We start from the raw sequence: 21298 nt of genomic DNA on the forward strand, positions 1-21298 counted from the left end.
GCCTCCAGGATACGTGCGCGCGTCCCCCATCGAGTCCCCACCCGCACCACTGGAGGCGTCCACCCCACGCCGGAAATTCACCCGGGGCACCCCTGCGCTGATGGGCTTTGAGGCCTACCAATCACTCGGATAAGTGAACAATCCGGCCCCTTCGACGCGCCCCACCACGTCCTTGCCGTCCTCACCTCCGGCCCCGTACAAGATCCCCAACCAGCAAGTTACTTCCCGGTACATCCCGGGCCGACGACACGGGGACCCTCATGCACAAGGTCATGACCAGGACCGCCCAGCACACCCCGACCCGCCCCCCGACCCGCCGCGACCCACGCCGCCCGGGCACGGCCTCACCGCGCGGACAGGGCGGGGGCACGTCCCGTACGACGACCGGCGAGGCCGTGCCGATCGCGTCGGACGCGGTCGGGGACTCGCTTCTCGCCACGCCCGGAATCGAGGCGGCCTACGACGCGACCGCGGCGGCCCGCGCGACCTCCTCGTCCGCGACGGGGGGCCGGGGCGCGGCGCGTACGACCCCCGGGGACGGCCGCCCACCGGCCGCCCGGGGCCGTAGCCCTCGTACGTCGGCGGCGGGCTCGGCAGGCCGGGGCGCGGCCCGCACGTCGCCCGCAGCCGCGTCGGGCCAGGGCGCGGCTCGTACGACCCCCACGGTCCCGTCCGGCCAGGGCTCGGCCCCGACCGCTCTCGCGCCGGCGCCAGGTCGCGGCACCGCCCCTGCCGCGCCGACTCCCGCCGCGGGCCGGGCCGTAACCCGCACCGTGCCCGCCCAGGCCGCACCGAGCCGCGTTCCGCAGCCTCGCCCCACCGATCTCTTCGCCGACCGTCTCCTCGCCGTGCTGAGCGGCCAGCGGCCCGTCCACTGGATGCTCCGGCACACCGCCGGCCGCGCCTACGACGAGCTGATCCGGCTCGCCGAACACGGCCCCCTGCGTGCCACCCGGGGCACCCGTCCGGTGGTCCGCGACATCGGCTACTACGTCGCCCGCCCCGGCGCCGTGGAGGCCTTCGCCCGGATCAGCGCCGGTGACCAGGTGCGGGCGATGGCCTTCCGGCTGGAACGGGGCGCGGACCTGCGCTGGCGCTGCACGGCGGTGGAACTGGGCGGACCGCGCGCTCCGCACACCTCGGACGACGACTGAGGAGGGGGTGACGGCGGGCCGGGTTTGCGGCAGCGGACGGCGGCCCGGGGCCGAGGGGAAGGCGGCCGCCCGCCTGGCCGGTCGCACCCGCCGCGCTCCTGCACCACACCCGCCCGGCACGTACGCACGCCGAAGGGCCGGGCACCTTCACGATGCCCGGCCCTTCAAGGTCTCGCCAGGAGGAGCGGTCCCGACAGGCTCAGCCCCTTACTCAGGGGCACCTGTCACGCCTCGCCGCCCGTCCGCGCGAAGCGACCGTCACTTCTTGCGACGGCTGCCCCGGCGCCCCTGCTTGCGGCGCTCCGCGCGCGTGAGGCCGTCCGCCTCGGAGCGCACCGGCTCGTCGTCGCTGGTGAAGTCGCCCTCGACGATGCCGCCCTCGCCGTCCACGCTGGGCGCGGAGAAGTGCAGCCGGTCCGGCCGCTGCGGTGCGTCGAGCCCCTTGGCGCGGATCTCGGGACGGGCGCTCGCCTGCGCGGGCACCGTGTCCTCCTTGTCGAGCGACGGCTTGTCGTCCTCCACGGGGACTTCCTCGACCTGCTGCTCGACCTGGACCTCCAGGTTGAACAGGTAGCCGACGGACTCCTCCTTGATGCCGTCCATCATGGCGGTGAACATGTCGAAGCCCTCGCGCTGGTACTCGACCAGGGGGTCCTTCTGGGCCATCGCGCGCAGGCCGATGCCCTCCTGGAGGTAGTCCATCTCGTAGAGGTGCTCGCGCCACTTGCGGTCCAGGACCGACAGCACGACCCGGCGCTCCAGCTCACGCATGATCTCGGAGCCGAGCTGCTCCTCGCGGCCCGAGTACTGCTCGTGGATGTCGTCCTTGATGGACTCGGAGATGAACTCGGCGGTCAGACCGGCCCGGTCCCCGGCCGCCTCCTCCAGCTCCTCCACGGTGACCTTCACCGGGTAGAGCTGCTTGAACGCGCCCCACAGCCGGTCGAGGTCCCAGTCCTCCGGGAAGCCCTCGGTGGTCTCCGCGGTGATGTACGCGTCGATCGTGTCGTCCATGAAGTGCACGACCTGGTCCTGAAGGTCCTCGCCCTCCAGGACGCGGCGGCGCTCGCCGTAGATGACCTCGCGCTGCCGGTTGAGGACCTCGTCGTACTTGAGGACGTTCTTGCGGGTCTCGAAGTTCTGCTGCTCGACCTGCGACTGGGCGGACGCGATCGCGCGGGTGACCATCTTGTTCTCGATCGGCACGTCGTCCGGGACGTTCGCCATGGACATCACGCGCTCGACCATCTGGGCCTTGAACAGCCGCATCAGGTCGTCGCCGAGGGAGAGGTAGAAGCGGGACTCGCCCGGGTCGCCCTGACGGCCGGAGCGACCGCGCAGCTGGTTGTCGATACGACGCGACTCGTGCCGCTCCGTGCCGAGGACGTAGAGGCCGCCGAGGTCCTTGACCTCCTCGAACTCGTCCTTGACCGCCTGCTCCGCGTTCTCCAGGGCGGCGGGCAGGGCCTGGGCCCACTCCTCGATGTGCTCCTCGGGGTCGAGGCCGCGCTGGCGCAGCTCCGCCTCCGCGAGGTCGTCGGGGTTGCCGCCGAGCTTGATGTCCGTACCGCGGCCGGCCATGTTGGTGGCGACCGTCACGGCACCCTTGCGGCCGGCCTGGGCGATGATCGGCGCCTCACGGTCGTGCTGCTTGGCGTTCAGCACCTCGTGCTGGATGCCGCGCTTGGCGAGCTGCTGCGAGAGGTACTCGGACTTCTCGACCGACGTCGTACCGACGAGGATCGGCTGGCCCTTCTCGTGCTTCTCGGCGATGTCGTCGACGACCGCCTCGAACTTCGCGACCTCGGTGCGGTAGATCAGGTCGGACTGGTCCTTGCGGACCATCGGCCGGTTGGTCGGGATCGGGACGACGCCGAGCTTGTAGATCTGGTGGAACTCGGCGGCCTCGGTCATCGCCGTACCGGTCATACCGGAGAGCTTGCTGTAGAGGCGGAAGAAGTTCTGGAGGGTGATCGTGGCGAGCGTCTGGTTCTCGTCCTTGATGTCCACCCCTTCCTTCGCCTCGATCGCCTGGTGCATGCCCTCGTTGTAACGGCGGCCGGCGAGGATACGGCCGGTGTGCTCGTCGACGATCATGACCTCGCCGTCGATGACGACGTAGTCCTTGTCCTTCTTGAAGAGCTCCTTGGCCTTGATGGCGTTGTTCAGGTAGCCCACCAGCGGGGTGTTGACCGACTCGTAGAGGTTGTCGATGCCCAGCCAGTCCTCGACCTTGGAGACGCCGCCCTCGTGGATGGCGACCGTGCGCTTCTTCTCGTCGACGTCGTAGTCGCCCGTCTCCTCCAGGCCCTTGAGCGGGTTGCCGGCCTCGCCCTTCTTCAGGCGGGTGACCAGCTTGGCGAAGTCGCCGTACCACTTGGTGGCCTGGTCGGCCGGGCCGGAGATGATCAGCGGCGTACGGGCCTCGTCGATGAGGATCGAGTCGACCTCGTCGACGATCGCGAAGTTGTGGCCGCGCTGCACCAGTTCGTCCTTCGACCACGCCATGTTGTCGCGCAGGTAGTCGAAGCCGAACTCGTTGTTCGTGCCGTAGGTGATGTCGCACGCGTACTGCTCGCGGCGCTGGGCCGGGGTCATGTTGGCGAGGATGCAGCCGACCTCGAGGCCCAGGAACTTGTGGACGCGCCCCATCATCTCGGAGTCGCGCTCGGCCAGGTAGTCGTTGACCGTGATGAGGTGGACGCCGTCCCCGGAGAGGGCGTTCAGATACGCGGGCAGGGTGCCGACCAGGGTCTTGCCCTCGCCGGTCTTCATCTCCGCGACGTAGCCGAGGTGCAGCGCGGCGCCGCCCATCATCTGCACGTCGTAGTGACGCTGGCCGAGGACGCGCTTGGCGGCCTCGCGCACGGTGGCGAACGCCTCGGGCAGCAGGTCGTCCAGGGTCTCACCATCGGCGTAGCGCTGCTTGTACTCCTCGGTGAGGGCCTTCAGCTCGGCGTCGGAGAGGTCGACGAAGTCCTCTTCGATGGAGTTGACCTGGTCCGCGATGCGGTGCAGCTTGCGCAGGATCTTGCCTTCGCCTGCACGCATGATCTTCGAGAGGACGGACACGGGGGTTGGTCTCCTTGCCGGTCGGGCCTGGGACGGTCGGTTTCCAATGACATGGCTGAGCAACGGCCATCGTATGCGAGGACCCCGCCACGCCGGGAGCCTGCCGGGGACGCCGACCGTCCACTACTTCAAAAACGCTTCAAAGGGGACAACGGCCGGGAGTCGCCGATGGTGCCGCGTCGTTCCGAGGAATTGCGCGAAATGTGATCGCCCGCTCACGCAGCGCAAAAGCATGGCGTCCTTGTGCGTCCCCGAGCAGAATCGGCCGATGGAACCCGTCACCCTCACCACCGACCGCCTCCTCCTGCGCAGTGTCGGCCCGCAGGACACCGATGTCGTGTATTCCGCGGCCCAGGACCCCGAGATCCAGCGCTGGACGACGATCCCCTCGCCCTATCTCCTGGAACACGCGCGGAGTTTCACCGAACAGCTGGTCCCCGAGGGGTGGGCGAACTGCTCGATGTTCACCTTCGGTGTCTTTCTCCCCGAAGGGGACCTCGTCGGCATGCTCGGCATCACGATGCGCTCCCTGGGCGTCGGCGAGGTCGGCTTCTGGGCCACGAAGGAGTACCGCGGCAACGGCTACATCACGGAGGCCACCGTCGCCGTCTCCCGCTGGGCCTTCACCCGGCTGTCGATCGACCGCGTGGAATGGCGCGCGGAGGTCGGCAACAAGGGCTCCCGTGCGGTCGCCGAGCACGCCGGTTTCACCATCGAGGGCACACTCCGCTCCGCGATCAACAACAAGGGCGTACGACGGGACTGCTGGGTCGCCTCCCTGCTCCCGTCGGACCTGGGCCTGCCCTCGACCGCGCCGTACCTGCCCGCCCAGCCGTAGCGAGGCGAATCCCCAGCTCAGCCCACGTTGTCAGTGGCACCCTCTATCGTGCAGAGACATGACGAGTGCCCCGCGCCCCACGACCGACCTGTCGGCAGCCGACGCCCGCCGCATCGCCCTGCGCGCACAGGGTTTCCTCGGCGCCCCCGACCGCCGCGCGGGCGTGCGCGGCGTGCTCCGCCACCTCGGCGCGGTCCAGCTCGACACCATCTCGGTCCTCGCCCGCTCCCACGAACTCATCCCGTACGCCCGCCTCGGCGCCGTCCCCCGCAAGACGGTCGAGGACGCGTACTGGACCCAGACGCACGCCTTCGAGTACTGGTCCCACGCGGCCTGCATCCTCCCCGTCGAGGAGTGGCCCCACTTCGCGTTCCGCCGCCGCGCCTACCGCGGCCGGCCGCACTGGAACCACGACCTCCCGGACGGCACCTACGACCAGGTCATCAAGCAGCTCCGCACCGAAGGCCCCCTCACCTCAACGGAGTTGGGCGGCGCCAAGCGCACCAGCGAGTGGTGGGACTGGTCCGGCGCCAAGGTCGCCGTGGAGCGCGCGCTCATGTACGGCGAGGTGGTGTGCGTGGAGCGCCGCGGCTGGAAGCGGGTGTACGACCTCGCCGAGCGCGCGATCCCGGAGCCGCTGCTGCACGACGAGCTGGATGACACCGAGTGCCTACGTCGTCTGGTCCGGCTGGCGGGCCAGTCACTGGGCGTCGGCACGCGCGCGGACATCGCCGACTACCACCGCCTCAAGGGCGAGCAGGTCGACGCGGTGATCGCCGACTCTGGCCTGGTCCCGGTCACGGTGGAGGGCTGGGGCAAGCCGGCCTGGGCCGACCCGGCCGCCCTGGAGACGGCCCCGCGCGGTCGGCACCGCACCACACTCCTGTCCCCGTTCGACTCCCTGATCTGGGAGAGGGCGCGCACGGAGCGGATCTTCGGCTTCACCCACCGCCTCGAGGCCTACGTCCCCAAACCGAAGCGGATCCACGGCTACTTCGCGATGCCGGTCCTCGCCGGCGGCCAGTTGGTCGGCCGCGTCGACCCGGCGCGGGAGGGCCGCACCCTGGTGGCCAAGCAGGTCACCCTTGACGGCGCGAAGGCCGTGCCGTCCGTGGCGCAGGCCCTGGTCGAGGCCGCGAGCTGGGTGGACTGCACGGACGTACGCGTGGAGCGGGTCGACGCCCCCGAACTCCGCGCACCCCTCACCGGTGAACTCACGCGCCTGCTGGCCTGAGCGTCACCGGATCTGTCACCGGATTTCGAGGATCTTCTCCCGCATCGCGTAGACGACGGCCTCCATCCTGGAGTGCAGCTGCAGCTTCTCCAGGATGTTGCGCACATGGTTCTTCACGGTGTTCTCGGAGATGAACAACTGCTTGGCGATATCGCGGTTGTTCATACCGGTGGCGACGAGTTTGAGAACCTCCAGCTCACGGTCGGTGAGCCGCGGCGCGGGCACCAGTCGGCGCTCGTCGGTGCGCTGGATCATCGACTTGAACTCGGTGAGCAGCTTCGACGCCATGGAGGGGCTGATCTGCGACTGTCCGTCGGCCACGGCGCGAATGGCGGTGGCCACCTCGTCGGTCGAGATCTCCTTGAGGAGATATCCCGTCGCGCCCGCCTTGATCGCATCGTAGAGATCGGCCTCTTCGTCGCTGATCGTCAGCATGATGATCTTCGCGCTGGGTGCCACCTCCTTGATGGAGGTGCACGCCTCGATCCCGCCCCGCTTCGGCATCCGTACGTCCATCAGCACGATGTCCGGCAGCAGGTCCGCGGCCTTGTCCACCGCCTCGGCGCCGTCGCCCGCCTCGCCGACGACCTGGATGTCCTCCTCGGCCGCCAGCACGATCTCCAGGCCGCGGCGGAAGAGGGCGTGGTCGTCCACGACAAGGACTCTGATCGGCTCCTTGCGTGTCGAGCCCGCTTCCGGGCCCATGGCGACGACGCCATCGGCATCCTCGACATGCATCGGTCCGAAGCTGTCCGCCATCGTTCCTCCCCCTGAAGGCTGTGGCCTGTGGTCCTGCGCCATCGCCAACCCAAGGCAGCGGCCCACCGGTTGGGCCCTGTGCGGCCATGATTCCATGCCCGGACGACAGTGCGGTCACGGAGCGGGGCGCGAAGTGGTCGCACACCGGTGCCCCTGGGGGCGCACACACGCTCCAGGGGCACCGGCTCAGCTGTCGCCGGGTGGGTCAGCCGCCCAACGTGCCGCCCGCCGCGGGCGGTTGCGCCTGGGTGACCATCGGGTCCGTGCTGAGGTGGATGACGCCGTAGTCGTAGGCGTGCCGCCGGTAGACGACACTCGGCTCCTTGGTCTCGGAGTCGACGAACAGGTAGAAGTCGTGTCCGACCAGTTCCATCTCGTAGAGGGCCTGGTCGAGAGACATCGGAGAGGCGACGTGGGTCTTCTCGCGGACGATGAGAGGGCCTTCGCCCTTCACTTCCAGCGAGCCGATCTTCTTGGTGGGCACACCGTCCGACTGCTCGTCGGGGGCGGCGTGGCCGTTGCCGTTGAGCGTCGCCGCGCCCGGGACGTGGTCGGGGACCTCGGCGGCCGTGAGCCGACGGGCGCCGCGGCGCGTGTGACGCTTGTCGTGCTGCTTGCGCAGCCGGGCATCCAGCTTCTCCGCCGCGAGGTCGAGCGCAGCGTACGGATCGTTGGCCGATGCCTCCGCCCGGATCACCGGACCGCGGGAGCGGAGCGTGATCTCCACCCGGTCGCAACGGTCGGCCTGTCGGGGGTTGGGCTCCTTGGACACCTCGACGTCGAGGCTGATCACCTTGCCGTCGAGCTTCTGGATCTTCTCCAGCTTCAGCTTCTCGGCCACGTGCTTGCGGAACCGCTCGGGCACCTCGGTCTTGCGGCCCTTGACGACGATGTCCACGCAGAACTCCGTTCCCGGATCACTCCGCTTCGCTGCGGAGCGTCTCCCTTTTGCACCAGGCTCCGGTCACCCCGGAACCTCGGACTCGGTGACTTCCACCTCCTCCTCCCCCATGGGCAAGATCTCCACCCCATGGCCACGGTGATTGCAGAAAACCCGCAGCACGGCATTCGGATAGGAGAGGTGCGGCCTGCGCCTTTCTCTCACAACCGAACATATCTCGCCCGGACGGATGTCGTCACCCTCTACTGCCGCGTACCTCCGTTCAGGTGAATTGGTCCTGTCGTTACCTGCAACGACGCAAGTTTGCAGTCAGTTCCAGTTTATTTCGAAGGAATCTGGCGACGCCGCGATCACGGCTGCGCAGATCAGGTCACCGGGGCTGTTCACACCCACGATTCCCCGTGCACTGAGTGCCATCTGTCTCGCCTTCTCCTTTGCTGTCTGCATCTGTTCCCCTCTGCCTTCCCGGGACACACCCGCGTACACAGCCCTAGTCGCTCCAACTGCCCCTTCCGGCCCATCGCAGGTGATCGCCGTACGCACGGCACGCGCCGCCTCCCGCAACGAGGCCCCCGTCGTCATCAGGTCGTCCACGAGCACGACCGGACCGCCGACCAGCAACCGGGCACCACCCGCGACCACCTCCAGGGCGCCGGCGAGATTGTCCAGCCGCTGCCGGGAGTTGAGCCCCGACTGGTCGGCCACCCACCGCCGCTGCCGCAGCACGGCCACCACCCGAGCCGGCGTCCCGCTCCGCCGCAACTCCCCCGCCGCCGCGAGGGCGATCCGCCGCGCCGGGTCATGCCCACGAGCACGCACCACGCCGCGCGCGGAGGGCACGGGTACCAGCAACACCGGTGTCTCGGCACCGCTCCCCCGGAACGGAGCGTCGCCTACGACCGGCCCCTGTCGCCCCGGGTGCGCTCGCCGTGCTCCCGCGAGCGCCTGCCGCGCCTCCGCTGCCGAGCCCTCGGCCCAGTCGCCCCGTTCGCCTTCGCCGCCCTGATCCCCCTCCTCCCTCAGCTCACCCAGTCCCGGCACCCAGTCCCCGTCCAACCCTGCCGCGCCTCCACCCCACCCGGCCGAACTCCCGCGCTGCCCCGCCAACCCCCCGTCCTGCCGCGTCACCGCACCACGACCCCGCACCCGGCACTCCCGGAGCCCCGCCCGCACAGCGCCCGCGAGAGCCGCGCCCAGTGGCCCCGCGAGGGCCAGTGAGCCCCGTTCCTTGTGGGCGAGGAGCATCGCGCGCACCTCGTCCGCATAGGGAGCCGCCGCATACGTCGCCGGCAGCCCGGACGGCTCGGGCACCGGTCGCACCCGGCTCGGTACGGCCCCGCTCAGGGCGGCACGGCACTCTGGGCAGAGCACCGTGCGAGGCGTCCCGCAGCCTCCGCACTCGGCCGGCAGCACCAGATCCGTGAGGTCCCGCCACCAGCCCCGCATGGCCACCACTGTGCCAAGGCCCTCGCCGACCGGCCACCCCTGTGGACAACCGGCGGCCGCCTGTCTGTGGACAACTCCGCGCAACCGCCGACAGCCGTCCCCCACACGAGTGCCACTCCGCCCGGAACGCGCGAACGGCCGTCTCCCGCCGAGCCTCAGCCCGACCGGAAACGGCCGCTCCTCACTGCTTCACCCCAGGTCAACTGGCAAGCACATCAACCCAGTTGGACCAACGATCGCCCTCACCCCGGGTAAACCGGCGCCGACCCCGCCTTGACCACCTTCTGCCACTGCGCACCGGTGGGCAGCCGTACGATCCCGTCCTCCGAGAAGGCCACCAACGGCAGCTTCTCGTCCTCGGACGCGGCGATCTCCTTCACGCCGGTCAGCGCCGTGGGTGCCGGGCCTTCCGGAGTGGAGCCGTCGACCTGGACGTACCGCATCTGCTGCACGCCGCCCTTCGCGCGCCCGACCACCACGAGCCGGCTGTCCCCGGCCCACGACATGGCCGTGATCTCCTCCAGGTCCGGGGTCGCGGACCGCAGTTCGAGGACCGAGACCACCGGCTGCTCCCCGGTCGCGCCGCTCCGCTGGATCCGCCCGATCTGCAGGGACCGCTTGCCGTCCTTCTCCACGACGAGCGCGATCCGCACCCCGTCGGCCGCCACCCGAACCGACTCGATCCGGCCGTCCAGCCCCAGGGTGTCGACCGCGATCGGCTGGCCTGCGCCACTCTGCAGCAGGAGCAGCCGGGGGTTCTTCGGATCCCGGTCGGCCACCCACAGGTCGCCCTGCACATCCCAGCTGGGAGCCGTCAGCCGGTCGTCCGCCGTCTTGCCCTGGCTGGTCAGCACGGGGTCCCCGAGCGACGCGCCCGAGACCATCGATCCGACGTAGAGCGACTTCCCGTCGAGACTGACCCCGGCCGCTCTCTCCTCGTCGCGCGACACCGCCACCGACTCCAGCGGCTTGGTGCCCTCGCCCAGCGGACCCGGCACCGCCTCGGTGTGCGTGCCCCTGCTGCCACCGGGTATCCGCACCACCCGGTGCTTGTCGTCGAGGAAGTACAGGTACACGGGGTGGTTCACGGGGCCGCGTGTCACGAGGGACTCCGCGCTGTTCTCGGAGTACACGCACAACTGTGCGCCGTTGGCGGCCTGCAGCTCGACCTCGTCCACCGTGGGGGTAATGGTCTGCAGCGTGTAGAGGATCTGGGTCGCCATCTCGTTGCACCGGGCCAGCCCCACCCGCGATGCCTTCTGGTTCAACGGGACCGTCAGCTTGTTCTGGTCGTCGGGAGTCAGCGAGGTCACCCCCTTGCGCAGGGCCGTCCCAGTGGGGAAGCTCGACCTGACAACGGGCCCGAGCCAGCTGGTGGGCCCGTCGAGGAGCGACCGCACCATCTGTGTCATCGGGTCCACCCGCCGCCGTACGAACACGGGGTCCGCCACGGCGACCGGCTGCGAGGTCGTCCCGGCCGTCGTGTTCGACGCGAAGTAGTACTTGTTGACCGACATGTAGTTGCGCTGGAAGTCCGAGCTGCCCATGACGACACCCTGGGGCAGCCCGTCGATGCGCCACTGCCCGCTCTTCGCGTCCTTCACCAGGTGCACCCGCTGGCTGTACCGCCCGTCCGCCGGCGCGTACGCCTGCTGCGAGTCCACCGTGGCGACCCGGTCACCGCTCAGTGCGTACGTGAAGGCGTCGCTGTCCTCCCGGCCGCCCGGGGGATGGACGACCTCCGTGCTCGGCCCGTCGGCGAGCACTGTGGTGGACGCCTCCGGCTGCCAGCTCCGCGCCGCCTTGGCGGTCAGGTACAGGCGTGCCGTCTTGTAGTTCGGATCGTCGCTGGTCAGCGCCTCCAGGAAGCCCTGCACGATCTCCGCCTGCGTCGCGTCCTCCCGGGGGGGCATCGCGAAGACCCGCACCTGGGTGTCCTGCCGCGGCGTCGACTCGACACCCCGGAGGTCCCCGCTGTCCGGCATCGAGGCACATCCCGCCAGCACTACGACGCCACACACGGCGTACGCCGCCGCGCGTGCCGGCTTTCGCCGGGCGCCCCCCTCGCGGTCAGCGCCCACGAGATGCCTCCCCCTGCTTGTTCGATTCATCCGGGACGACGCCCGGGTCCGTACCGCGCGCGGTGTCGCTCCGCGACGCGTCCGCGGTCGGCCGGTCCTCCTGGCGCCGTGTGCCGCCGGTCGGCCGGGGCACCACACGCGCGCCGTTGCCGGGCAGCGCCGTCGGGTCCGCTGTCGCGGTCGTGGCGGTCAGCCTCGGGGCGATCGGGGTCCGCGCGGGTATCGGCGGTCCCTGGTCGCCCATCGGCTGCACCGGGACCGTCGCGCGCTTGTCGCCGCCCCCGCTCGGCAGACCGGCGTCATTGAGTCCACGATTACGGCGTGAGTCCTTGGGCTCCAGGGGTATCGGCGAGCCCCGCAGCGGTTCGTCGGCGGTCCTCGGCAGCGTCAGCCGGAACTGCGAACCGCCGCCCGGCTCACCCCACGCCTGCAGCCAGCCGCCGTGCAGCCGGGCGTCCTCCAGGGCGATGGACAGCCCCAGACCCGTACCACCAGTGGTACGCGCGCGTGCCGGGTCCGCCCGCCAGAAGCGGCTGAACACGCGGGTCGCCTCGCCTGGCTTGAGCCCCACCCCGTAGTCGCGCACCGCGATGGCGACCGCCCCGCCCGCCGTGGCGAGCTTGACTATGACGTCCTTGCCCTCGCCGTGCTCCACGGCGTTGACGACGAGATTGCGCAGCACCCGCTCCACCCGCCGGGCATCGGCCTCGGCGACCACGGGCTGCTGGTCGCCGACGACGCGTATCTGCGTGCCCTTGCGCTCGGCGAGCGGCGCGGCCCCGCTGATGACCCGCCGTACGACCTCCCTGAGGTCTATCGCCTCGGCCTCCAGGGCCGCCGCTCCCGCGTCGAAGCGGCTGATCTCCAGCAGGTCGGCGAGCAGCGTCTCGAACCGGTCCAGCTGGTCGGCGAGCAGTTCGGCCGACCGCGCGGTCATCGGATCGAAGTCCACGCGCGCGTCATGGATGACATCGGCCGCCATGCGTACGGTCGTCAGCGGCGTCCGCAGTTCGTGCGACACGTCGGACACGAACCGGCGCTGCATCCGCGACAGGTCCTCCAGCTGCTGGATCTTCAGCTGGAGGTTCTGCGCCATCTTGTTGAAGGCCTCGCCGAGCCGCGCGATGTCGTCCTCACCGGTGACCTTCATCCGCTCCTGGAGGCGCCCTGCGGACAGCCGCTCGGCGATTCCGGCGGCCATCCGCACCGGCGTGACGACCTGCCGCACCACGAGCCAGGCGATGGCCCCGAGGAGTACGACGACGAAGAGCCCGGCCGTCGCCAGCGTCCCCTTGACCAGACTGAGCGACTTCTCCTCCTGGGTGAGCGGGAAGAGGTAGTACAGCTGGTACGGGTTGTTGTTCGGGTCGTTGACCTGCTTGCCGACGACCAGCGCGGGCTGGGACTCCTTGCCGTTGCTGTAGATGATCCGGGTGTAGCTCTGGGCCGCCGCCGTACTGCCGTTGATCCGCGCGCGCAGGTCCTCGGGGACGCTCGCGGACGGGTCGACGTACCCGGAACCACGCGGACTGCGTCCGCCACCGCTGTCCGCGCCCGCCGGCAGCGTCACCACGTCGAAGGCACCCTGACCGCCACTGGACAGCGACGACACCAGGTCACTCATCCATGAGATGACGTTCTGCGAGGAGTTGCCGTCGGTCGCGGAGCCGTCGTCCGCGGTCCCGCTGGCCGCCTCGTCGGCGCGCTGCTTGGCCACGGCGAACCCACCCGTGGCCTGGCTCTGCGAGGCCTTCACCTTGGCGTCCAGCAGGCCGTTGCGCACCTGGCCGATGACGACGAAGCCCAGCAGCAGGACGACGCCCATCGACATCAGCAGGGTGGTGACGACGACCTTGAGCTGGATGTTGCGCCGCCACAGCCGCATGACCGGCAGCAGCGGCCGGCGCACCCAGCGCATGAACAGGCGGAGGACCGGACTGCCCTGGACCCCGCCCTGCAGCAGCCCGCCCTCCAGCAGGCGTGCCCAGCGGGAGCCCGCCGCCGTCCGGCCGACAGGCCGCCCCGCGCGGGCCCCGGTCCCCCCGGGTGCCGAAGCGGCACTGTCCCTGGACATGTCAGCTCGGTCCAGCCTTGTAACCGACGCCGCGGACGGTCACCACGATCTCCGGCCGCTCCGGGTCCTTCTCGACCTTGGAACGCAGCCGCTGGACATGCACGTTGACCAGACGGGTGTCCGCCGCATGGCGGTAGCCCCAGACCTGCTCCAGGAGCACCTCACGTGTGAACACCTGCCACGGTTTACGGGCCAGCGCGACCAGCAGGTCGAACTCCAGCGGCGTCAGCGCGATCGACTGCCCGTCCCGCTTCACGGAGTGACCTGCGACGTCGATGACCAGATCGCCTATGGCGAGCTGCTCGGGCGCCGGCTCCTCGGACCTCCGCAGCCGCGCCCGGATCCGGGCGACCAGCTCCTTCGGCTTGAACGGCTTAACGATGTAGTCGTCGGCGCCGGACTCCAGGCCCACCACGACATCGACGGTGTCGCTCTTCGCCGTGAGCATCACGATCGGCACCCCGGACTCCGCCCTGATCAGGCGGCACACCTCGATACCGTCCCGTCCGGGCAGCATCAGGTCCAGGAGCACCAGGTCGGGCTTGCTCTCACGGAAAGCGGCCAGCGCCTTGTCGCCGTCGGCTACGAAAGACGGCTCAAAACCTTCACCACGCAACACAATGCCGAGCATCTCGGCCAGTGCGGTGTCGTCATCGACGACAAGGACTCGTCCCTTCATAAACGACATCATCCCATTAACTAAATCGTTACCTGTCGTGACCTGTCACACAGCTCTGCCAGCGCCTCCGCCGTCACAGGCGAAACAGCGCCTTCTTCGGTGACGATCGCCGTCACCAGCTCGGGAGGCGTCACGTCGAACGCCGGGTTGTACGCCTGGGTCCCCAGGGGTGCCACCGGAATCCCGCCTCCCGCTCCCGACACCGTCACTTGGGGTGACGTGATCTCCGTCACTTCGAATCCGGGGCGCTGCTCCACCTCGATGGACGCCCCGTCCGGCGTGTCCATATCCACCGTCGTCACCGGCGCCACCACGATGAACGGCACATGGTGGTACCGGGCGAGCACGGCGAGCGGATAGCTCCCCACCTTGTTCGCCACCGAACCGTCGGCGGCGATCCGGTCAGCCCCGATCAGCACCGCATCCACCTCCCCGGCCGCGAACAAGGAGCCCGCTGCGTTGTCCGTGAGCAAGGTGTACGCCATACCGTTGCGCGCCGCCTCATAAGCCGTCAGGCGAGCACCTTGCAGCAACGGACGCGTTTCGTCCACCCAGAGCCGCCGCAGCCGCCCGTCCCGGTGCGCCGCGAGCGCCACCGCGAAGGCCGTGCCCTCACCGCCCGACACCAGCGCACCGGTGTTGCAGTGGGTCAGAATCCGGTGCCCGCCGCCGGGCAGCAGCTCGTCCAGCAGGGCCAGCCCGTGTGCGGCCATCCGTGCGCTGGCCTCGGCATCCTCCCGGTGCAACCGCCGCGCCGCCGCCAGCGCGGCCCCGGCCGCCTGCTCGGGACCACCTCCCTTGGCCACCGCGTCCCGGTGCGCGGCCTGCGCCCTGCGCACGCCCACGGAGAGGTTCACCGCGGTCGGCCGGGCGCCCGCCAACGCCACCGCGGCCTCGTCCACGTCGAAGCCCCGCGCGGCGGCGAGCGCGACGCCGTACGCCCCCGCGATGCCGAGCAGCGGCGCCCCGCGCACCGCAAGCGAGCGGATCGCGTCCACCAGCGCGGAGGCGTCCGTGCACACCAGCTCGACCTCCTCGGCCGGCAGTCTCGTCTGGTCGAGCAGAACCAGTACGGGCCCCTCGGGGGGCTCGTCCCAGCGGATCGCGGGTATCTCGGTCGGCCGGCCGTCCTCGCCGGATTGCGCGTACTGATCAGCCATGCGGTCAGTCTGCCCCGTATCCGGCGGACAATTGAAGGTGTCCAGCCCATACCGCGGCCGGTCACCGGTCGACCACCCCATGGCACGATGGCTGCCAACCTGCCGCCGCGCCCGCGGACGGGCACCGTGAAGGAGCGACGATGAACGACACTCCGGGCTGGGCCTCGCCCGGATCCGCCCCGCCCGACGGGCCCGAGCCCGGCGCCTCCGGTCCCGCCGAGCCGACCGACGGCTCCGCACAGCCCGCGGACCAGCCCGGCACGGACCCGTCGGGCACCGGCCCGCAGTGGTCCAAGGAGCAGCCGCCACCCGCCCAGTGGTCCGCGCCCACCGGCGCTCCGGGCCCGGGCCAGGCACCGCCCCCACCGCCCGGTCCGGGATGGGGCGCAGGCCACCCCGGCGGTCCGGCGGGCCCCGGAGGCGGGGGATACGGCGGGCCCGGCGGCTACGGCGTTCCCGGCTGGGGAGCCGGCTGGGGCGGTCCGCCGCCCGCGGCCAAGCCCGGTGTGATCCCGCTCCGCCCGCTCGGCGTCGGCGAGATCCTCGACGGCGCCGTCTCCACCATGCGCACCTACTGGCGCACGGTCCTGGGCATCTCGCTCACTGTCGCGGTCGTCATGCAGACCATCGTCGTCCTCGTCCAGGGCTTCGCCTTCAGCGACCTCACCAGCACCAACGCCCTCGACGACCCCAACGCCAGCGCCTCCGAAGTCACCCGCGCGATGAGCGAGGCCTTCCTCAGCACCGGCGTCGTCTACCTGGTCGCCCTCATCGGCACGGTGATCGCCACCGCCCTGCTCACGGCCGTCACCAGCCGCGCGGTCCTCGGCAAGCCGGTCACCGCCACGGAAGCCTGGCGTGACGCCCGCCCGCAGGTGCTCAAGCTGTTCGGTCTGATCTTCCTGCTGATCCTCATGGCCATCGCCCTGATCGGCATCCCCACCGTGCCCGGCATCATCGTGGCCGTCACGGGATCCCAGGACGGGGGCATCGCGCTCGCCGTCATCGGCGGCCTCGCCGGCTGCGTCGTCACCCTCTGGCTGGCGATCCGCTTCTCCCTGGCCTCGCCCGCGCTCATGCTGGAGAAGCAGAGCATCGTGAGGTCGATGAGCCGCTCCGCGAAACTGGTGCGCGGCTCCTGGTGGCGGATCTTCGGCATCCAGCTGCTCGCCCAGATCATCGCGAGCATCCTGTCGTCCATCCTCGTGATCCCGTTCGCCTTCATCGCCGGAGTGCTGAGCGGCGACGGCCTCAGCGGCCTCGTCAACGGCACCGGTGACGTCGGCTGGACGTTCCTCATCATCAGCGGTCTCGGCGCGGTGATCGGCCGCATGATCTCGTTCCCCATCACGGCGGGCGTCACCGTGCTCCTGTACATCGACCAGCGCATCCGCCGCGAGGCCCTCGACCTCGACCTGGCCCGTGCCGCCGGCGTCCAGGACTACGGCACCGCCGCCGCCGGCCCCACCCCGGGGAGCTGATGCGGTGAGCCTGGCGGGGGGAGTTCTCACAGCGGTGCCCGCGGCGCTGCCGCACACTGTCGAATCGGCCACGAGGGCACTGCTGCGCGCCCACGGCACAGTCGTACGGTCGTCGGCCCTCTCGGGTGACGAGCCGCCGGTGACGATCCCGCGCGACCCCGCGCGGGAGGCGGCCCGGCGTGAACTGTCCAAGCAGATGTACCACGAGAACGACCCCAGCCTGGCGCAACGAGCCCTGGACGCCATCTCACGCTGGGTCGACAAACTGTTCAGCAGGGCATCGGAGGCGACCCCCGGCGGAACGCTCGGCCTCATCGTCGTCATCCTGGTCGTACTCGCGGTCGTGGCCGCCCTGTGGTGGCGCCTCGGCACCCCGCGCCGCGAACCCGCCTCCACCGCCGCCCTGTTCGACGACCGCCCCCGAAGCGCCGCCGAACACCGCTCGGCCGCCGAGGCACACGCCGCCCAGGGACACTGGAACCCCGCCGTGCAGGAACGCATGCGGGCCATCGTCCGCTCCCTGGAGGAACGCGCCCTGCTCGACGTCCGCCCCGGCCGCACCGCCGACGAGGCGGTAGCCGAAGCCGGCCGCGCACTCCCGTCGCACACGGACGAACTGCGCGCCGCCGCAGGACACTTCGACGACGTGACGTACGGCGGACGCGGCGCGAGCGAGCAGTCGTACCGCCGCATCGCCGAACTCGACCGCGTCCTGGAGCGGACCAGGCCCGTCCTCACGAGCAGCGCCCACAGCACGGCCCACCAGACCAGCCAGGGGGCCGCCGAATGACCACGGAGGCGACGCTTCCCGCCACCTCGGCCTCGCCCACCGTCCGCCAGGTGTGGACCCGCGCGCGGGGTATCGTCCTCGCGCTCGTGCTCCTCATGGCAGCCGCCGTCGCGATCGCCGCGATCCGCTCCGACGCCCGGCACGGCGACCTCGACCCGCGCTCCGCCGACCCCTATGGCAGCCGCGCCGTCGCCGAACTCCTCGGCGACCGGGGCGTGTCCACGCGCGTGGTCTCGACCCTGGCCCAGGCCCGCGCCGCGGCCGGCCCGGACACCACCCTCCTGGTCGCCGTCCCGGACCTGCTGACCAAGCGTCAACAGACCGGCCTGCACGCGACGTTCGCGAACTCCGGCAGCCGTACGGTCCTCGTCGCACCCGGCGCCCCGTCCCTGAACCGGCTTGCCCCCACGGTCACCGTGGACGCCGGGCCCAGCTTCGACTCGCCGCTCTCCCCCGACTGCTCGATGCCCGCCGCCCAGCGCGCGGGAGACGCCGAAACCGGCGACTACCGGTACACGACCACGGCCACCGACGCCGACGAGTGCTACCCCAGCGACGGCCGACCGACCCTGCTGCGGCTCCCGGACGCGTCCGGGAGCGGTGACACCGTCGTCATCGGCGCACCCGACATCCTCTTCAACAAGCGTCTCGACAAGCAGGGCAACGCCTCGCTCGCCCTCCAACTCCTCGGCTCCCGCCCCCATCTGGTCTGGTACCTCCCCTCGCTGTCAGACACCTCGGCCACCGACTCCGGCAGCCAGAGCTTCTTCGACCTGCTCCCCTCGGGCTGGCTCTGGGGCACCCTGCAGCTGTTCATCGCCGCAGCCCTGGCCGCCCTGTGGCGGGCACGCCGACTCGGCCCCCTGGTGCCCGAAAGACTCCCCGTGGCGATCCGCGCCTCCGAAACCGTCGAAGGCCGCGCCCGCCTCTACCGCAAGGCCAACGCCCGCGACCGCGCGGCCACCGCTCTGCGCTCCACCACCCGCACTCGCCTCGCCCCCCTGGTAGGCGTCCCCGTCTCCCAGGCGCACACGCCCGAGGCCCTGCTCCCCGCGCTCTCCGCCCACCTCCACGGCGACGGACAGACCCTGCACGCCCTCCTCTTCGGCCCGCCGCCCAGCGACGACGCGGCCCTCATCGCACTCGCCGACCAACTCGACGCCCTCGAAAGAGAGGTACGCCGTCCATGATGGACCCGACCACTGACAACGCCGGGCCTGCGGGGAATCCGGGCGCCGCCCGAGCCTCCCTCGAATCCCTGCGCGCCGAGATCGCCAAAGCCGTGGTCGGCCAGGACCCCGCCGTGACCGGCCTCGTCGTCGCTCTCCTCTGCCGCGGACACGTTCTACTAGAAGGAGTCCCCGGAGTCGCCAAAACGTTGCTCGTCCGCGCTCTCGCGTCCGCGCTCGAACTCGACACCAAGCGCATCCAGTTCACCCCTGACCTGATGCCGAGCGACGTCACCGGCTCTCTGGTCTACGACACCCGCTCCGCCGAGTTCCGCTTCCAGCCCGGCCCGGTCTTCACCAACCTCCTCCTCGCGGACGAGATCAACCGCACCCCGCCGAAGACCCAGTCGTCGCTCCTCGAAGCGATGGAGGAACGCCAGGTCACGGTCGACGGCACCCCGCGCCCCCTCCCCGACCCCTTCTTGGTCGCCGCGACGCAGAACCCCGTCGAGTACGAGGGCACGTACCCCCTCCCCGAGGCCCAACTCGACCGCTTCCTCGTCAAACTGACGATCCCGCTCCCCTCCCGCCAGGACGAGATCGACGTCCTCACCCGCCACGCCGAAGGCTTCAACCCGCGCGACCTGCATGCCGCCGGCCTGCGCCCCGTAGCGAACGCGGCCGACCTCGAAGCAGCCCGCGCGGCGGTCGCCAAGACGACGATCTCCCCCGAAATCACCGCCTACGTAGTCGACATCTGCCGCGCCACCCGCGAATCGCCGTCCCTCGCCCTCGGCGTGTCCCCGCGCGGCGCCACCGCCCTCCTCGCCACCTCGCGCGCGTGGGCCTGGCTCACGGGCCGCGACTACGTCATCCCCGACGACGTGAAGGCCCTGGCACTTCCCACCCTCCGCCACCGCGTACAGCTGCGCCCCGAGGCCGAGATGGAGGGCGTGACGGCGGACTCCGTCATCAACGCGATCCTCGCCCACGTCCCGGTCCCCCGCTGATGGCCCTCACCGGCCGCGCCGCCCTCCTCGCAGCCCTGGGCTCCCTCCCCGTAGGCATCTGGGAACCCAGCTGGACGGGCATCCTGGCGGTCAACGCCCCCCTGGCGGTGGCCTGCGCCTGCGACTTCGCCCTGGCCGCCCCCGTGCGCCGCCTGAGCCTCGCCCGCTCCGGCGACACATCCGTACGCCTGGGCGAATCCGCCGACGTCACCTTGACCGTCACCAACCCGTCCCGCCGCCTGCTCCGAGCCCGCATCCGCGACGCCTGGCCCCCCAGCAGCTGGCTCCCCGGCACGGAATTCGCCGCCTCCCGCCACCGCCTGACGGTCCCGCCCGGCGAACGCCGCCGCCTCACCACCCGTCTACGCCCCACCCGCCGAGGCGACCGCCAGGCAGACCGGGTGACCATCCGTTCCTACGGCCCCCTCGGCCTCCTCACCCGCCAGGGCACCCATATGGCCCCCTGGGCAGTACGCGTCCTGCCCCCGTTCACCAGCCGCAAGCACCTCCCGTCGAAGCTCGCCCGCCTGCGTGAACTCGACGGCCGCACCAGCGTGCTGACCCGCGGCGAAGGAACGGAGTTCGACAGCCTGCGCGAATACGTCCCCGGCGACGACACCCGCTCCATCGACTGGCGCGCCACCGCCCGCCAGACGACGGTCGCGGTACGCACCTGGCGCCCGGAACGCGACCGCCACATCCTCCTGGTCCTCGACACCGGCCGCACCTCGGCCGGCCGCGTCGGCGACGCCCCCCGCCTCGACGCCTCCATGGACGCCGCCCTGCTCCTGGCAGCCCTGGCCTCTCGCGCCGGCGACCGCGTGGACCTTCTCGCCTACGACCGCCGGGTCCGCGCCCTTGTCCAGGGCCGCACCGCGCGCGACGTACTCCCTTCGCTGGTCAACGCGATGGCGACCCTCGAACCGGAACTCGTCGAAACAGACGCCCGAGGCCTGGCAGCCACCGCGATCCGCACGGCACCCCGCCGCTCCCTGATCGTCCTGCTGACAAGCCTCGACGCGGCCCCCGTCGAAGAGGGCCTGCTTCCCGTGCTCGCCCAACTCACCCAGCGCCATACGGTTCTGGTGGCGTCCGTGGCAGATCCGCACATCGCGAACATGGCTACGGCCCGTGGAACCACGGAAGCGGTCTACGAGGCGGCAGCCGCGGCACGCGCTCAGACCGAACGCGACCGCACTGCGGAAAAACTTCGCCGCCATGGCGTCACCATCGTCGACGCGACACCGGACGACCTCGCACCGGCATTGGCGGACGTGTATCTGGCTCTCAAGGCTGCGGGACGTCTGTAGTACGGGGGTCTGCTTACACAGCAGACCTCTTTCAAAGACCCCTTGAACGCAGAAAACCCCTGTACCGAATAAACGGTACAGGGGTTTTCGCAATATTTGTTCGGCGGCGTCCTACTCTCCCACAGGGTCCCCCCTGCAGT

General features: G+C 70.7%; 16 protein-coding genes. 8 read left to right on the forward strand and 8 right to left on the reverse strand.

Features of this window, described 5'->3' with window-relative positions; genetic code table 11:
• The first annotated feature begins 272 nt into the window (after positions 1-272).
• Positions 273-1154, forward strand: a complete 882-nt coding sequence (locus tag ACFXC1_RS43675; RefSeq protein WP_381253964.1) for an Rv3235 family protein — start codon at positions 273-275, stop codon at positions 1152-1154.
• 258 nt (positions 1155-1412) lie between these two features.
• Here the strand turns inward: ACFXC1_RS43675 and secA are convergent, their stop codons facing one another.
• Positions 1413-4226, reverse strand: coding sequence for a preprotein translocase subunit SecA (gene secA, locus ACFXC1_RS43680; RefSeq protein WP_381253967.1), 2814 nt, complete (start codon positions 4224-4226; stop codon positions 1413-1415).
• Positions 4227-4494: 268 nt separating this feature from the next.
• Here secA and ACFXC1_RS43685 point away from each other — a divergent pair, with 268 nt between their 5' ends.
• Together ACFXC1_RS43685 and ACFXC1_RS43690 are read left to right on the forward strand one after the other, a co-directional pair.
• On the forward strand, positions 4495-5064 hold the full coding sequence (locus tag ACFXC1_RS43685) for a GNAT family N-acetyltransferase (protein WP_381253970.1): 570 nt from the start codon (positions 4495-4497) through the stop codon (positions 5062-5064).
• Between the two features lie 58 nt (positions 5065-5122).
• Positions 5123-6298, forward strand: a complete 1176-nt coding sequence (locus ACFXC1_RS43690) for a winged helix-turn-helix domain-containing protein (RefSeq protein ID WP_381253973.1) — start codon at positions 5123-5125, stop codon at positions 6296-6298.
• A 15-nt stretch (positions 6299-6313) separates the two neighbouring features.
• Here ACFXC1_RS43690 and ACFXC1_RS43695 read toward each other — a convergent pair whose 3' ends face one another.
• The 7 genes from ACFXC1_RS43695 to mtnA all read right to left on the reverse strand — a co-directional run bounded on the left by ACFXC1_RS43695 (position 6314) and on the right by mtnA (position 15398).
• Complete coding sequence (locus ACFXC1_RS43695; RefSeq protein WP_026178126.1) at positions 6314-7057, reverse strand: response regulator; 744 nt, start codon at positions 7055-7057, stop codon at positions 6314-6316.
• Between the two features lie 205 nt (positions 7058-7262).
• A complete protein-coding gene (gene hpf / locus ACFXC1_RS43700) occupies positions 7263-7955 on the reverse strand; it encodes a ribosome hibernation-promoting factor, HPF/YfiA family (RefSeq protein ID WP_019066020.1) in 693 nt (230 codons plus the stop codon).
• Positions 7956-8267: 312 nt separating this feature from the next.
• The gene (locus ACFXC1_RS43705; RefSeq protein ID WP_381253977.1) at positions 8268-9404 is read right to left on the reverse strand and encodes a ComF family protein; all 1137 of its coding nucleotides are present in this window, start codon (positions 9402-9404) and stop codon (positions 8268-8270) included.
• Positions 9405-9646: 242 nt separating this feature from the next.
• Positions 9647-11485 (reverse strand): LpqB family beta-propeller domain-containing protein, encoded by a 1839-nt coding sequence (locus ACFXC1_RS43710; RefSeq protein WP_381253980.1) that lies wholly within the window; start codon positions 11483-11485, stop codon positions 9647-9649.
• Positions 11475-13559, reverse strand: a complete 2085-nt coding sequence (gene mtrB / locus ACFXC1_RS43715) for an MtrAB system histidine kinase MtrB (protein ID WP_381253983.1) — start codon at positions 13557-13559, stop codon at positions 11475-11477. The genes ACFXC1_RS43710 and mtrB overlap by 11 nt, the downstream gene beginning before the upstream one ends.
• 1 nt (position 13560) lies before the next feature.
• On the reverse strand, positions 13561-14250 hold the full coding sequence (gene mtrA, locus ACFXC1_RS43720) for a two-component system response regulator MtrA (RefSeq protein WP_187284748.1): 690 nt from the start codon (positions 14248-14250) through the stop codon (positions 13561-13563).
• A gap of 8 nt (positions 14251-14258) precedes the next feature.
• Positions 14259-15398, reverse strand: a complete 1140-nt coding sequence (mtnA, locus tag ACFXC1_RS43725; protein WP_381253987.1) for an S-methyl-5-thioribose-1-phosphate isomerase — start codon at positions 15396-15398, stop codon at positions 14259-14261.
• Positions 15399-15538: 140 nt separating this feature from the next.
• Between mtnA and ACFXC1_RS43730 the strand changes: the two genes are divergently transcribed.
• The 5 genes from ACFXC1_RS43730 to ACFXC1_RS43750 are packed head-to-tail and all read left to right on the forward strand — an operon-like array spanning position 15539 to position 21158.
• Positions 15539-16879: a hypothetical protein gene (locus ACFXC1_RS43730; protein WP_381253990.1), complete on the forward strand. Its 1341-nt coding sequence runs from the start codon at positions 15539-15541 to the stop codon at positions 16877-16879.
• Between the two features lie 4 nt (positions 16880-16883).
• Positions 16884-17669: a DUF4129 domain-containing protein gene (locus tag ACFXC1_RS43735; protein WP_381253993.1), complete on the forward strand. Its 786-nt coding sequence runs from the start codon at positions 16884-16886 to the stop codon at positions 17667-17669.
• Positions 17666-18859 carry a DUF4350 domain-containing protein gene (locus ACFXC1_RS43740; RefSeq protein WP_381253996.1) on the forward strand — a complete coding sequence of 398 codons (1194 nt, stop codon included), beginning with the start codon at positions 17666-17668 and terminating at the stop codon, positions 18857-18859. The genes ACFXC1_RS43735 and ACFXC1_RS43740 overlap by 4 nt, the downstream gene beginning before the upstream one ends.
• On the forward strand, positions 18856-19848 hold the full coding sequence (locus ACFXC1_RS43745) for an AAA family ATPase (protein ID WP_381253999.1): 993 nt from the start codon (positions 18856-18858) through the stop codon (positions 19846-19848). Before ACFXC1_RS43740 ends, ACFXC1_RS43745 begins: the two co-directional genes overlap by 4 nt.
• Positions 19848-21158 carry a DUF58 domain-containing protein gene (locus tag ACFXC1_RS43750; protein ID WP_381254002.1) on the forward strand — a complete coding sequence of 437 codons (1311 nt, stop codon included), beginning with the start codon at positions 19848-19850 and terminating at the stop codon, positions 21156-21158. The genes ACFXC1_RS43745 and ACFXC1_RS43750 overlap by 1 nt, the downstream gene beginning before the upstream one ends.
• Positions 21159-21298 lie beyond the last annotated feature (140 nt).

Source organism: Streptomyces hokutonensis, assembly GCF_042751305.1.
In the GTDB taxonomy this organism is placed as follows: Bacteria; Actinomycetota; Actinomycetes; order Streptomycetales; family Streptomycetaceae; genus Streptomyces; species Streptomyces hokutonensis_A.

What these genes read in the sequence shown, in the direction of transcription:
- ACFXC1_RS43705 (WP_381253977.1), bottom strand. Translation starts at nt 9,404, where the DNA reads ATGCGGGGCTGGTGGCGGGACCTCACGGATCTGGTGCTGCCGGCCGAG.
- ACFXC1_RS43685 (WP_381253970.1), top strand. Translation starts at nt 4,495, where the DNA reads ATGGAACCCGTCACCCTCACCACCGACCGCCTCCTCCTGCGCAGTGTC.
- ACFXC1_RS43740 (WP_381253996.1), top strand. Translation starts at nt 17,666, where the DNA reads ATGACCACGGAGGCGACGCTTCCCGCCACCTCGGCCTCGCCCACCGTC.
- mtrB (WP_381253983.1), bottom strand. Translation starts at nt 13,559, where the DNA reads ATGTCCAGGGACAGTGCCGCTTCGGCACCCGGGGGGACCGGGGCCCGC.
- ACFXC1_RS43695 (WP_026178126.1), bottom strand. Translation starts at nt 7,057, where the DNA reads ATGGCGGACAGCTTCGGACCGATGCATGTCGAGGATGCCGATGGCGTC.
- ACFXC1_RS43675 (WP_381253964.1), top strand. Translation starts at nt 273, where the DNA reads ATGACCAGGACCGCCCAGCACACCCCGACCCGCCCCCCGACCCGCCGC.
- mtrA (WP_187284748.1), bottom strand. Translation starts at nt 14,250, where the DNA reads ATGATGTCGTTTATGAAGGGACGAGTCCTTGTCGTCGATGACGACACC.
- mtnA (WP_381253987.1), bottom strand. Translation starts at nt 15,398, where the DNA reads ATGGCTGATCAGTACGCGCAATCCGGCGAGGACGGCCGGCCGACCGAG.
- ACFXC1_RS43730 (WP_381253990.1), top strand. Translation starts at nt 15,539, where the DNA reads ATGAACGACACTCCGGGCTGGGCCTCGCCCGGATCCGCCCCGCCCGAC.
- ACFXC1_RS43750 (WP_381254002.1), top strand. Translation starts at nt 19,848, where the DNA reads ATGGCCCTCACCGGCCGCGCCGCCCTCCTCGCAGCCCTGGGCTCCCTC.
- ACFXC1_RS43690 (WP_381253973.1), top strand. Translation starts at nt 5,123, where the DNA reads ATGACGAGTGCCCCGCGCCCCACGACCGACCTGTCGGCAGCCGACGCC.
- ACFXC1_RS43745 (WP_381253999.1), top strand. Translation starts at nt 18,856, where the DNA reads ATGATGGACCCGACCACTGACAACGCCGGGCCTGCGGGGAATCCGGGC.